The sequence below is a fragment of the Sphingomonas sp. FW306-1B-B10E genome (assembly GCF_058782005.1).
Window position 1 is genome coordinate 46,236 of the sequence record NZ_JBYSXG010000024.1, and the last position, 13,226, is coordinate 59,461.

A 13,226-nucleotide genomic window follows, 5' to 3' on the forward strand; every position below is an offset into this window, starting at 1 on the left:
AAACTCGTACATGCGCGCCACTCTCGTCCTAGCCGCCGCCGCCCTCGCGCTCTCCGCCTGCCAGTCCGCCGAGGAGAAGCACGCCGCCGAGACCGGCGAGATCGACGTGACCAACGCCCCCTCCGACCAGGTCGCCAAGCTGATCAAGGCTGCCGCGCCCAAGACCGCGGCCAAGCCCGGGCTGTGGAAGGCGAATCTGCATATCGAGGCGGTCGATGTCGGGCCGGGTGCGGACAATGCCCGCCAGCTCGATATGGCCAAGAGCCTCGAGCGCGACGCCACCGAGTGCCGCACCGCCGAGCAGCTGAAGCCCTTCGACATCGCCAAGCTCGAAAAGGTGGCGGGCCAGTGCACCTTCATTCGCTACGTGGCGAAGGGCGGCAAGGTCGACGCCAAGATCCAGTGCACCAAGCCCAATGCGCCGGCGACCGCGATCACGATCAGCGGCACCAGCGCGGCGACGGCCTTCGACGTGGTCACCGAGAACAAGACCGGCGTCGCCGGCCAGCCCGGCTATTCGCTGGTGCGGATGCGCACCGCCGGGTCGCGCGTCGGCGAGTGCCCCGGGAAGGCACAGGACTGAGCCGCGCCGCTCAGGCCTCGCTGCCCCGGCGATAGGCGATCCGCCACATCACTGCGCCGATCGCCGCGGCGATCCCGGCGAGCAGCGCGCTCGACGCCAGCGCGCTCAGCCAGCGGAACAGCCAGGTGCGTTCGTCCATCACCGGCATGTCGAACAGGCCGAAGCCATAGGTCTGCGCGCCGACGAAGAGCAGCATCGCGGTGGCGGCGCCGACCGCGGCGGCATGCCAGGCGCGGCGGTGCCCGGCGACGTGGAGCGCCAGCCAGATCGGGCCACCCACCGCGGTGATCGCGATCCCCGAGAACAGGCTGCCGATCAGCCAGCCGGCGAGCAAGGCGAGCGGGTCGCGCTGGCCGCCGAGCAGCAGCAATGCGAAGACGATCCCGCCGGCGAGCGCGCTGCCCGCGCCGAGCGCGAGCCCGGTACGGTCGATCGTCGTCTCGTAGCGGCGCGGCACGCGCGCGGCGCGGCGGTTGACCTGTTCCAGAGCCCCTCTCCCGCCGGCCACGATACCCGCGCACGGAACCGGGCTCAAGCCGGTCAGCGGAGTGTGTCGAAGCGGCCGGCGCGGGCACAGGCCGCGACCTTGGCCAGATCGGGACGCGGCGGCGCGGCGCCGAGCGGGGGGACGTCGAACGGCACCCCGATCGCGGCGGCATGGAAGCGCGCCGGATCGCTGCCGGCACAGCGCAGCATCGCGTCGAGCATGTGCGGCGGGGTGGCATAGCCTTCGCGCGACAGGCGGAAGGTGCCCCAATGGATCGGTAGTGCGAACGGCCGGCCGAGCCCGTCCCACACGCTGAGCGCGCCCTGCGGCCCGATATGGCTGCCGCTCGCCATCTGGCCTTCGGTGAAGCGGAACGCGCCGATCGGAATCGCGGCGAAGCGGATCGGGCCGAGCGCGGCGGCCTCGGCGGGCCATTTGCCGTCCCCGAGCCCGGTGTCGCCCGAGAAGAAGATAGTGCCGCCGCTGACCGTCTGGATGACGAAGGCCGACCACAGCGCGCGGTTGCGGTCGGCGAACCAGCGGCTGTCCCAATGGTGGTTGCGCACGACGACGACGCGCGCCAGCGGGGCGCCGCCTTCGGACTTTTGCGACCAGCGCGCCATCGCATTGCCCGCGACTTCGGTGCCGCCGCCCCAGTCGAGCGCCTGCACGCCCGGGCATCGGCCGCAATCGGTCGTCGCGTTGCGCGCCGGAATGCCCGCGCCGCGCAGCAACGCGTCGTTGCCGAGGCTCGTGACGAACACCGGCTGATCGCGATCCCAGAGCCGCTTGAGCGTGGCGAGGTCCATATGGTCGTAATGGTTGTGGCTGACCACGACGAGGTCGATCTCGGGCAGATCGTCGAAGCGCACGCCGGGCTCGGCGACGCGCTGTGGGCCGAAGCCGAACGGGCCGGCGCTGTCGCTCCATACCGGGTCGGTGAGGATGTTGAGCCCGCTGGTCTGGATCAGCACCGTCGCATGGCCGATCCAGGTGACGCGCATCGCGGCGCCGTCAACGCGCGCGAGCGGCTTGGACGGGCGGACGGCGACACGGTCGGGCCAGGCCGGCTGGGTCGGATCGCCGAACAGCCGCTGCGCGATCAGCCGGGTGCGGCTGGTGCCGGCGGGCAGCGAATCGTCGTCGCCGTCGGGATTGAAGAAATGCGCGCCGTCGAAATGGCCGCTCACCGGCCCGCGATAATAGATGCGGTCGAGGAAATGGGGGAGCGTGGTGACCGCGAGGCAGAGGATCACCACGGTCCACAACAGCCCGGCAAGGGCGAGCTTTAGCAGGCGCATTCGCCCCTATCGCCACGCTGAGGCACGCAATCAAGCTTGATCGGCGGCGGCCGCCTCCCCTAACCCGGGAGACATGACCGCCGCGCTGCCCCAGACCCCCGAAGCCGCCTCGGCCGAGCTCGAAAAGCTCGCCGCCGAGATCGCACACCACAATGCGCGCTATCACGGCGAGGACGCGCCCGAGATCAGCGATGCCGAATTCGACGCGCTGATGCGGCGCAACGGCGCGATCGAGGCGGCGTTTCCCGATCTCGTCCGCGCCGACTCGCCGTCGCGCAAGGTCGGCGCGGCGCCGTCTGGGCGGCTCGCCAAGGTGGCGCATGCGCGGCCGATGTTCAGCCTCGACAATGGCTTCGGCGATGCCGACGTGGCCGATTTCCTCGGCCGCGTGCGGCGCTATCTCAACCTCGCCGAGGATGCGGCGATCGCGCTCACCGCCGAGCCGAAGATCGACGGGCTATCGTGCTCGCTGCGCTACGAGGAGGGCAGGCTGGTCCAGGCGCTCACGCGCGGCGACGGGCAGATCGGCGAGGACGTCACCGCCAATGTCCGCACCATCGCGGATGTGCCCCAGACGATCGCCGACGCGCCCGCGATCTTCGAGGTGCGCGGCGAGGTCTATATGGCGAAGGACGATTTCGCGGCGCTCAACGCCCGCCTGCTCGCCGAAGCCGAGGGGACCGACAAGGAAGCGCGGCAGTTCGCCAATCCGCGCAACGCCGCGGCGGGATCGCTGCGGCAGAAGGATGCCGAAGTGACCGCATCGCGGCCGCTGCGCTTCCTCGCCTGGGGCTGGGGCGAGACCAGCGCGCTGCCCGGCGAGACCCAGGCGGAAGCAATCGCCGCGATCCGCGCGATGGGCTTTCCGGTATCCGACCTGTTCGCCGGGCCGTTCGAGATCGACGCTGCGCTGGCACACTATCGCGTGATCGAGGCGCAGCGCGCCGACCTGCCGTTCGACATCGACGGCGTGGTCTACAAGGTCGACCGGCTCGACTGGCAGGCGCGATTGGGCTTTGTCGGGCGGGCGCCGCGCTGGGGGCTCGCGCACAAATTCCCGGCCGAGCGGGCGCAGACCACCCTCCGCGCGATCGACATCCAGGTCGGCCGCACCGGCAAGCTCACCCCGGTCGCGCGGCTCGAGCCGGTCACCGTCGGCGGCGTGGTGGTGACCAATGCGACCCTGCACAATGCCGACGAGATCGCGCGGCTGGGCGTTCGCCCCGGCGACCGGGTGATGCTCCAGCGCGCCGGCGACGTGATTCCGCAGATCGTCGAGAATCTCAGCCGCGACGAGGACCGCCCGCCCTACGCCTTCCCCGACCATTGCCCGATCTGCGACTCCGAGGCAGTCGCCGAGGAAGGCGAAGTCGATGTCCGCTGCACCGGCGGTCTGATCTGTCCGGCACAACGGCTCGAGCGGCTGAAGCATTTCGTCAGCCGCGCCGCGCTCGACATCGAGGGGCTGGGCGAGAAGACCCTGGTCGAACTGCTCGATCTCGGCTGGATCGCGGAACCCGCCGACATCTTCCGTCTCGCCGCGCACCGCGACGAATTGCTCGGCCGCGAGGGCTGGCAGGCCAAGTCGGTGGACGCGCTGCTCGCCGCGATCGAGGCCAAGCGCGCGCCCGATGCGGCGCGGCTGCTGTTCGGACTCGGCATCCGCCACATCGGCGCGATCACTGCGCGCGACCTGCTCAAACGCTACACGACGCTGGACGCGCTGCAGAAGCTCGCCGACGAAGTGATCGCGTTGCGCGAGGCCCTGCCGGCGGTCCTCGGCGAGAGCGAGGCCAAGCACCGCGCCCGGCTCGACAAGGCGGTCGCCGAGCATATCGGCGTCGAGAATGTCGGCGGCGCGGTCGGTCAGGCGCTCGCCGACTTCTTCCACGAGCCGCACAACCGCGCGGTGTGGGACGACCTGCTCGCCGAAGTCTCGCCGCCGCCTTTCGTGGTGGAAACGCGCGCGTCCGAAGTCTCGGGCAAGACGCTGGTCTTCACCGGCAGCCTCGAGACGCTGAGCCGCGACGAGGCCAAGGCCCAGGCCGAGTCGCTCGGCGCGCGAGTCGCGGGATCGGTGTCGGCCAAGACCGATCTGGTCATCGCCGGGCCGGGCGCGGGCTCGAAGCTCAAAAAGGCGGCCGAACTCGAAATCCGCGTGATCAGCGAGAGCGAATGGGCGGAAATCGTCGCCGCGGCCAAGTGACTTTTTTGCAACGCAACAAATGAATCAACTGTTACCAACGGCTTGTCCAGCGTTGCCAGATTGACTGTCATCTAGCCGACATATTTCAATCCCAAGGGCGGCGCGACGGTGAACGACACCGCGCGTGTATTCGTGCACCCAGGGCACTCCGAAAGGGACTTCTACCAATGCGCACCAAGCTCTTCGCTGGCGTGGCTGTAGCCGCGCTGATGATTCCTGCCGCCGCGAGCGCGCAGGAAACCACCTCGAACATCCGCGGCACCGTGGTCTCGAGCGGCACCGCAGTCAGCGGCGCGACCGTGACCATCACCGACACCGCGACGGGGCAGCGTTCCACGGCAACCACCGACGCGAGCGGCGCCTTCAACGCCGGCGGCCTGCGTCCGGGCGGCCCTTACACGGTCGAGGTCCAGAGCGCCTCGGGCAACGTCACCGTCACCGACATCTTCACCGTCGTCGGCCAGCCCTATGACGTGCCGATCGACCTCGCGTCGAACGCGTCCGCCGATGCCGGCAGCGAGATCGTCGTCACCGCCTCGTCGCTCGCCGGCGCCGGCTCGACCTCGACCGGCCCGCAGACGCTGCTGCGCCGCGAGCAGATCGCCGCAGTCGCCACCGTCAATCGCGACATTCGCGACCTGATGCGCCGCGATCCCTTCGCGCGCATGGAAGACACCGCGTCGGGCGGCCGCTCGATCTCGTTCGCAGGCGTCAACCCGCGCTTCAACCGCTTCTCGATCGACGGCGTGATCGTCAGCGACAATTTCGGCCTCAACCCCGATGCCAACCCGACCCGCCGCGGTCCGGTGCCGATCGACGCGATCAGCCAGTTCACCGTCTCGCTCGCGCCGGTCGACATCCGCCAGGGCAACTTCCTCGGCGGCGCAGTCGACGCAGTGCTGCTCCAGGGCACCAACGAGTTCCACGGCACCGGCTTCTATTCGCAGAACAACGATTCGCTCTCGGGCACCCGCATCGGCAGCACCACGATCCCGCTCGATTACAAGAGCGAGACCTATGGCGCGACGCTGTCGGGTCCGATCATCAAGGACAAATTGTTCTTCATGATCTCGGCCGAACGCAACAAGCAGGGCAATCCGCTTCAGCCGTTCTCGGCGATTCCCGGCGCCAGCGAAGCGACCGCCGCGCAGGTCGCCTCGATCGCCAACAGCGTCTACGGCTATGACGCGGGCGGCATCCTGACGACGTCGCAGGAAAAGGACGAGAAGATCGTCGGCAAGCTGAGCTGGCAGATCAACGACGATCATCGCCTGTCGGTGTCGTACATCAACGCCTATGACACGATCGACGTTCTCGGCAACGTCAGCACCAACGGCAACACGCCGGGCTTCGGTCTCCAGTCGAACAGCTACAGCAACACCGAGCTGCTCCGCGCCGGCATCCTCCAGCTGAACTCGCAGTGGAGCGAGAATTTCTCGACCGAAGCGCGCTTCCTCTACAAGAGCTACGAGCGCGGTCGTCTGCCCGGCGGCGAGGGCGGCTTTGCCCAGTTCCGCGTCTGCAGCGATCCGACCAACGACTCGCCCGGCGGCATCGCCGCCGACAACGCGACCTCGTGCGGTCCCAACAACACGGTCTACGCACTGGGCGTCGAGAACTCGACCCAGGCCAACCAGTTCTACACCGACACTTATGGCGGCTCGATCCAGGCCCGTTGGAGCCAGGGCTCGCACGACCTGCGCCTGCTCGCCGAGATGAACGAGGCGCGCATCTTCAACGTGTTCCTGCAGAACACGCTGGGCAATTATTACTTCGACTCGCTCGCCGACTTCCAGAACCGCACCGCCAGCCAGGTGGTCTATCAGAACACCGCGACCGGCGATCAGAACCAGGCCGCGGCCGACTTCAAGTATCGCCAGTACACCTTCGGCATCCAGGACGACATCGCGGTCACCGATCGCCTGAACGTCAATGTCGGCCTGCGCTACGACCTGTTCGACGCCGACACGCCGGTGCCGCTCAACCCGGGCTTCACCAGCCGCTATGGGTTCTCGAACACCCACACCGTCGCGGGCAAGGGCCTGTTCCAGCCGCGCATCGGCGCTGACTGGAAGCCGATCGACGACTTCAAGATCCGCGGCGGCGTCGGCATCTTCGGCGGCGGTACGCCGGACGTCTACCTGTCGAACAGCTATTCGAACGCGGGTGCGGGCGTCGGCGGCGTGGCGATCAATTCGGTGACCGTGCAGCGTTGCGCGATCAGCTCGAGCTGCACCACCGGCTATCAGATCAACGGCGCCAATGTCGCGGCGGCCGCGGCACAGCCCCTGCTGAACGGCGTCACCGGCACCTCGATCCCGGCCGGCCTCCAGGCGCAGATCCCGAACACCGGCGCTAACGGCCTCGCCAACATCAACGCGCTCGATCCCGACTTCGAGATCCCGAACGTGTGGAAGGCGACGCTGTCGGCGGACTGGACGCCGCGCAACTTCCTCGGCGGCGGCTGGCGCTTCGGTGCGGACTATTATTTCAGCCGCACCAACGCCTCGGTGTTCTTCACCGACCTCCGCTCGGTCCCGATCGGTGTGCTGCCGGACGGCCGCACCCGCTACGGTCCGCTGGTCGGCACCAACACCAACACCGACATCCTGCTCACCAACTCGTCGAAGGGCCGCAGCCATATCGGCGTCGTCCGGGTGAGCAAGGACTTCGACTTCGGTCTCAACCTGAACTTCGCTTACTCGCAGCAGGACGTGAAGGATCAGGCGCCGGCGACTTCGTCGACTGCAGGTTCGAACTACGGCAACGGCGCGTTCCTCGACGGTCGCGGCGCTGCCTACGGCACCTCGAACGATCAGGTCGCCTGGTCGTTCAAGTACGGCGTCGGCTTCGACCATGCCTTCTACGGCGACTACAAGACTCGCATCCAGCTGTTCGGCGAGACCCAGGCGGGCCGTCCGTACAGCTACACGATGTCCGACGTGATCACGAGCGGCCGTAGCCCGGTGTTCGGCGTCACCGGCCGCACCGATCGCTTCCTGCTCTACGTACCGACCGGCGCGAGCGATCCGCTGGTCAGCTACGACACCGCAACCACGCAGGCGGCGCTGGAGAACTTGGTCGCGAACACCAACCTGAAGGATTATCGCGGCAAGATCGCCCCGCGTAACAGCGCCCGTTCGCGCGCCTACACCCGCATGGACATCCACCTCGAGCAGGAAATCCCGACCTTCATCGGCAAGTCGCGCATCGCCTTGTTCGGTGACATCGAGAACCTGCCGAACCTCCTCAACAAGAACTGGGGTGGTTTCCGTCAGGCGCTGTTCCCGTACGTCGAAGACGCGGTCCGCGTGCAGTGTCTGTCGGCGCCAGTCGCCACCGGCGCCACGCCGGGCGCGGGCGTGGTCAACACTGCGCCGAACCAGCCTTGCGCACAGTATCGCTACTCGAGCTATATCGAGCCGAACGCCAGCACGCTGGAAGTCCGCCGCTCGCTGTACCTCATCCGCGTGGGCGCCCGCTTCTCCTTCTAAGGAGGGGCTTCGCTCCAACGACGAAAGGGCGTCGGTCTTCGGACCGGCGCCCTTTTCGTTTGCGGGTACGAGGGTCCCCATTTCCGTTCGTGCTGCGCTTGTCGAAGCGCCGTTCTCGCGTGTGGGGCAAAGAAGAACGGCCCTTAGACAAGCTCAGGGCGAACGGGAGGACGGGCCGGGCCTGGCCCGGATCACTCGGGGATCGCGGAAACCTCGAGGATTTCGATCGCCTCGGCGCGGCCGTTGAAGTCGACGCGCTCGCCCTCTTCCGCTCCGAGCAGCGCCTGCGCGAGCGGCGCCGAGAAGGCCAGCCGGTCGGCATGCGGGTCGGCTTCGTCATGGCCGACCAGGTCGATCACCCGCTCCTTGCCGGCCAGGCGGATATGCACGCGCGAGCCGATCCCGACAACGCCATCCTCGGGCGGCGGCGCGATCTCGGCGGTAGTCCGCCGCGTGTTCCAATAGCGCAGCTCGCGCTTCAGCACTTCGCGCGGCTCGTCCTCGGTCGCGGCGGCGACCGCCGCTTCGAGCGCGGCGACTTTCGCCTCGATCAGCGCCCGCCCGCGCGCGGTCACCAGATTGGGACCGGCGGGGAGCGGGATCTCGAACTTGGGTTCCTTGTGTTCCTCGTCGCTGTCGCGGCGGAAGGCGACGCTCATCGTTGCGGCAGATCCTCTAAGGTGGACGACACCTTCCAAAGGTCGATCGCGCCTTCGGTTGCATGCTGATCGATCTCGGCGAGTTCCTCCGCCGAGAAATCGAGCCGCTTCACGGCATCCAGCGAGTTGTCGAGCTGCTCGACGGTACGCGCGCCGACCAGTGCCGAGGTCACCCGCGGATCGCGCAGCACCCAGGCGATCGCCATCTGGGCGAGCGTCTGACCGCGCTTCTCGGCAATCGCATTGAGCGCGCGGATGCGGGCGATATTCTCGTCGGACAACAGCCCTTCGCCGAGCGACCCGCCCTTGGCGGCGCGCGCGTCGGCGGGCACGCCGTTCAGATATTTGGACGACAGCATCCCCTGCGCGAGCGGTGAAAAGGCGATGCAGCCGGTGCCGAGATCGTCGAGCGTGTCGAGCAGGTCGCCTTCGATCCAGCGATTGAGCATCGAATAGCTCGGCTGGTGAATGAGCAGCGGCACCTTGTGTTCGGCGAGGATCGCCGCGGCCTGGCGGGTCAGGTCGGGCGAGTAGGACGAGATGCCGACATAGAGCGCCTTGCCCTGGCGGTGGAGCTGCGCGAGCGCGCCCATCGTCTCCTCGAGCGGGGTCTTGGGGTCGACGCGGTGCGAATAGAAGATGTCGACATAATCGAGCCCCATCCGCTTGAGGCTCTGGTCGCACGAGGCGATGAGGTATTTCCGGCTGCCGCCGACGTCGCCGTAAGGCCCCGGCCACATGTCCCAGCCCGCCTTGGTCGAGATCACCAATTCGTCGCGGTGGCTCGCGAAGTCCGCCGCCATCACGCGGCCGAAATTCTCCTCGGCCGAGCCGTAGGGCGGGCCGTAATTGTTGGCGAGGTCGAAATGGGTGACGCCGCGGTCGAACGCGCGGCGGAGCATCGCACGGCCGGTCTCGAACACGTCGGTGCCGCCGAAATTCTGCCAGAGGCCGAGGCTGATCGCCGGCAGGTCGAGCCCCGAGCGGCCGCAGCGGCGATAGGGCATGCGACCGTCATAGCGGTCGGCATCGGCGTGCCAGGGCTGGGGATAGGCCATGATATCTACTCTCCGACGAAAGGTGCTGCGCGGCTGTAGCCGATCCGGCGGCGCGGCACAGTCACCAAGCGTCCTATAATGGTCAGGACGTACCGAAGTTCAGTCAAGGATTGCCCATGCCGCGCCTCGCGCTCGTCGTGATTGCCCGCAACGAAGCGCGCTGCATCGCGCGATGCCTGGAGAGCGCGCGGCCCTATGTCGACGCGATGATCGTGCTCGACACAGGATCGACCGACGACACCGTCGCGATCGCTAAAGGCTGCGGCGCGACAGTGCACTCCTTCACGTGGTGCGACGATTTCGCCGCCGCGCGCAACGCCGCGCTCGATCATTCGGATGCCGACTGGAATTTGATCCTCGACGCCGACGACTGGCTCGAGGGCGATGCCGGCGCGCTCGGCCCGGAGACACTGCCGCCCGCCCCGGCGCAGCCGCGCTTCCTGGGCTGCGTCCGCATCGTCAACCAGGCCGCGCCCGACCAGCCGGTGACCCGCAAATTCATCCCGCGGGTGCTGCCGCGCGGGGTGCGCTACGAAGGGCGGATTCACGAGCAGCCGGTCTCGGCGCTGCCGATGGTGCTGCTGTCGCTCGCACTGCGGCATGACGGGTTCGAAGAAGCGCAGCTCGCGCGCAAGGCCGGGCGCAACGAGGCGCTGCTGCGCGCCGAAATCGCCGCCCATCCCAACGATTCCTATCTCTGGTACCAGCTCGGCCGCGAGCATCTCGTGCGCGGCCAGCCGGGCGAGGCGGCCGACGCGCTGTTCGCGGCGCATCGCACCAGCACCCCCGACACCGCCTATCGCCACGGCATCGTCGTCGCGCTGATCCAGGCGCTCAAGCGCGCCGAACGGTTCGACGAAGGCGTGGCGCTGATCGATGCCGAACATGCCCGCTGGCAACGCTCGCCCGACTTCTTCTTCGCCGTCGCGGATCTCTATCTCGAACTCGCCAGCCGCCGGCCGGACATCGCGATGGCCGAATTGCTCCCGGTGGTCGAAGGGAGCTGGAAGCGCTGCCTCGAGATCGGCGAGCGACCCGACCTCGACGGATCGACCGAAGGCTGCGGCAGCCACCTCGCGGCGGGCAACCTCGCGATGCTGTACGAATCGCTGAGGATCGACGACGAGGCGCAGGCCTATGCGGCGATGGCCGCCGGAATGCGCGCGCGGCTGGCCGCCTAGACGGTGAAGCTCTCGCCGCAGCCGCAGCTGCCCTTGGCGTTGGGGTTCTGGAAGGTGAAGCCGGCGGTGAAATCGTCCTCGACCCAGTCCATCGTCGAGCCGACGAGGTAGAGCACCGAGGCGCCGTCGACATAGAAAGTGCCACCCGGCGTCTCGATCTTCTCGTCGAACGGCGCAGCCTCGGTGACGTAATCGACCGAATAAGCCAGCCCCGAACAGCCGCGACGCGGGGTCGAGAGCTTGACCCCGATGGTGCCCTCAGGCGCCTTGGCCATCAATGCGGCGATGCGCGCCTCGGCGGAGGCGGTCAGGTTGAGCGCAGCGGGGCGCTGGCGGAGCTTGGTGTCGGTCATCTCTTTTCTCGCTCCCCTCCCGCTTGCGGGAGGGGTCGGGGGAGGGCCTGAACTAGATAGGGAGTGGCGCGGCCTGAACAGCCCCTCCCCTAACCCCTCCCGCAAGCGGGAGGGGAACTCTACAGCATCCCCAGTTCCAGCTTGGCGTCGTCGGTCATCTTCTGCGGGTCCCAGGGCGGATCCCAGACGAGGTTGACCTCGGCATGGCCGATCCCCGGCACCGATCCGACACGCAATTCGACTTCCCCCGGCATCGACTCCGCCACCGGACAATGCGGCGTGGTCAGCGTCATCGTCACCGCGGCATGGCCATCGGATGTGATGTCGACGCCGTAGATCAGCCCCAAATCGTAGATGTTCACCGGGATCTCGGGATCGTAGATTTCCTTGAGCGCGTCGATCACCGACTCGTAGAGCGCGCCGCCGGGCTCGCCCGCGGCATGCGGCTGGGGCTTTTGCGACAGGAAGCCGGCGAGATAGTCGCGCTTGCGCTCGAACGTCTCCTGCACGCCTTCCGACGGCTCGACGGGCGTGACGGCGTCGTCCACGCGCGCCTTGGGCGGCGGCGCGACGGCGTCGACTTCCTCGCTCACGATTCTGCGTTCCTCGTTCACCCGAAAATCCTCGTCACGCGTTCCACACCCTTGACCAGAGCGGCGATGTCGGCCGCTCCATTATAGACCCCGAAGCTCGCCCGCGCCGTCGCCGGCACCCCCAGCGCGTCCATCAGAGGCTGCGCGCAGTGATGCCCGGCGCGGATCGCGACATCGCCTTCGTCCAAGATGGTGGCGACGTCGTGCGGATGCACCCCCTCCACCGCAAAACTGACGATCCCGGCGCTGTCGTCGGGGCCGAACAGGCGGACGCTGTTGATCTGCGACAGCGCCTCGCGCGCCTGGGCGACGAGCGCGGTCTCGTGCGCGTGGATGCGGTCCAGCCCGATGCCTTCGACATAATCGATCGCAGCGTGGAGGCCGATCACCCCGACGATGTGCGGCGTCCCCGCCTCGAACCGACCCGGCGGCGGCGCGTAGGTCGTCTTGGCGAAGGTCACGCGGTCGATCATCGAGCCCCCGCCCTGGTAGGGCGGCATCGCCTCGAGCAGCTCGGCGCGGCCCCAGAGCACGCCGATCCCGGTGGGGCCGTAGAGCTTGTGGCCGGAGAAGACGTAGAAGTCGCAGCCGATCTCGGCGACGTTCACCGGCAGGCGCGGCACCGCCTGGCAGCCGTCGAGCAGGATCTTCGCGCCGGCCGCATGCGCGATCTGGCAAGCGCGCTTGGCATCGAGCACCGAGCCGAGCACGTTCGAGACATGGGCTAGCGCGACGAGCTTGTGCTGCGGCGTGATCATCGCCGCCATCGCGTCGAGGTCGATGCGGTGGTCGGTGGTGAGCGGAATCACGTCGATTGCGGCGCCGATCCGCTCGGCGACCATCTGCCAGGGCACGATGTTCGAATGATGCTCGAGCGTCGAGAGCAGGATGCGATCGCCGGCCTGGAGCTGGGTGCCGGCCCAGCACTGCGCGACGAGGTTGATCCCCTCGGTCGCGCCGCGGACGAAGATCGTCTCCTCAGGCTTTCCACCGATGAACTTGGCGACCCGCTCGCGGGCGGCCTCGAAGGCGAGCGTCATGTCGGCCGAGCGCTGGTACACGCCGCGATGGACGGTGGCGTAGGTCTCGCCATAGCCGCGCGCGATCGCGTCGAGCACCGGCCGCGGCTTTTGCGAGGTCGCGGCGGTGTCGAGATAGGCCCAGCCCGTGGGGATCGCCGGGAAGTCGGCGAGCAGGTCGAGGGGGCGGGTGTCGAGTGCCACGCTCATAAGCCCCTCCCCTTCAGGGGAGGGGTTGGGGGTGGGGCAGTGCCGCAAGCGAACGGCTCGGGGACAGGCCCCACCCCAACCC

The 13,226-nt window shown here is 68.2% G+C and carries 11 protein-coding genes; 4 read left to right on the plus strand and 7 right to left on the minus strand.

The window, feature by feature from the left end:
• The first annotated feature begins 10 nt into the window (after positions 1-10).
• Positions 11-583, plus strand: a complete 573-nt coding sequence (locus tag AC3WJI_RS11280; RefSeq protein WP_492757365.1) for a DUF3617 domain-containing protein — start codon at positions 11-13, stop codon at positions 581-583.
• 10 nt (positions 584-593) lie between these two features.
• Here AC3WJI_RS11280 and AC3WJI_RS11285 read toward each other — a convergent pair whose 3' ends face one another.
• Positions 594-1,091, minus strand: a complete 498-nt coding sequence (locus AC3WJI_RS11285; RefSeq protein WP_492757366.1) for a hypothetical protein — start codon at positions 1,089-1,091, stop codon at positions 594-596.
• Between the two features lie 32 nt (positions 1,092-1,123).
• The gene (locus AC3WJI_RS11290; protein WP_492757367.1) at positions 1,124-2,371 is read right to left on the minus strand and encodes an MBL fold metallo-hydrolase; all 1,248 of its coding nucleotides are present in this window, start codon (positions 2,369-2,371) and stop codon (positions 1,124-1,126) included.
• A gap of 73 nt (positions 2,372-2,444) precedes the next feature.
• Here AC3WJI_RS11290 and ligA point away from each other — a divergent pair, with 73 nt between their 5' ends.
• Together ligA and AC3WJI_RS11300 are read left to right on the plus strand one after the other, a co-directional pair.
• Complete coding sequence (ligA, locus tag AC3WJI_RS11295; protein ID WP_492757368.1) at positions 2,445-4,577, plus strand: NAD-dependent DNA ligase LigA; 2,133 nt, start codon at positions 2,445-2,447, stop codon at positions 4,575-4,577.
• A 167-nt stretch (positions 4,578-4,744) separates the two neighbouring features.
• On the plus strand, positions 4,745-8,071 hold the full coding sequence (locus AC3WJI_RS11300; protein WP_492757369.1) for a TonB-dependent receptor: 3,327 nt from the start codon (positions 4,745-4,747) through the stop codon (positions 8,069-8,071).
• A 191-nt stretch (positions 8,072-8,262) separates the two neighbouring features.
• Here the strand turns inward: AC3WJI_RS11300 and AC3WJI_RS11305 are convergent, their stop codons facing one another.
• Both AC3WJI_RS11305 and mgrA read right to left on the minus strand, forming a co-directional pair.
• On the minus strand, positions 8,263-8,730 hold the full coding sequence (locus tag AC3WJI_RS11305) for a GreA/GreB family elongation factor (protein ID WP_492757370.1): 468 nt from the start codon (positions 8,728-8,730) through the stop codon (positions 8,263-8,265).
• Entirely contained in the window at positions 8,727-9,788 is a 1,062-nt protein-coding gene (gene mgrA / locus AC3WJI_RS11310; RefSeq protein ID WP_492757371.1) for an L-glyceraldehyde 3-phosphate reductase, read from the minus strand. The genes AC3WJI_RS11305 and mgrA overlap by 4 nt, the downstream gene beginning before the upstream one ends.
• Positions 9,789-9,904: 116 nt before the next feature.
• On the opposite strand from mgrA, the gene AC3WJI_RS11315 reads away from it, so the two are divergent.
• Complete coding sequence (locus AC3WJI_RS11315; protein WP_492757372.1) at positions 9,905-10,969, plus strand: glycosyltransferase; 1,065 nt, start codon at positions 9,905-9,907, stop codon at positions 10,967-10,969.
• On the opposite strand, the gene AC3WJI_RS11320 is transcribed toward AC3WJI_RS11315, so the two are convergent.
• The 3 genes from AC3WJI_RS11320 to AC3WJI_RS11330 all read right to left on the minus strand — a co-directional run bounded on the left by AC3WJI_RS11320 (position 10,966) and on the right by AC3WJI_RS11330 (position 13,144).
• A complete protein-coding gene (locus AC3WJI_RS11320; protein WP_492757373.1) occupies positions 10,966-11,322 on the minus strand; it encodes a HesB/IscA family protein in 357 nt (118 codons plus the stop codon). The genes AC3WJI_RS11315 and AC3WJI_RS11320 overlap by 4 nt on opposite strands.
• Positions 11,323-11,441: 119 nt before the next feature.
• Entirely contained in the window at positions 11,442-11,936 is a 495-nt protein-coding gene (locus AC3WJI_RS11325) for an SUF system Fe-S cluster assembly protein (RefSeq protein WP_492757374.1), read from the minus strand.
• Entirely contained in the window at positions 11,933-13,144 is a 1,212-nt protein-coding gene (locus AC3WJI_RS11330) for a cysteine desulfurase (protein ID WP_492757375.1), read from the minus strand. The genes AC3WJI_RS11325 and AC3WJI_RS11330 overlap by 4 nt, the downstream gene beginning before the upstream one ends.
• Between the last annotated feature and the right edge of the window lie 82 nt (positions 13,145-13,226).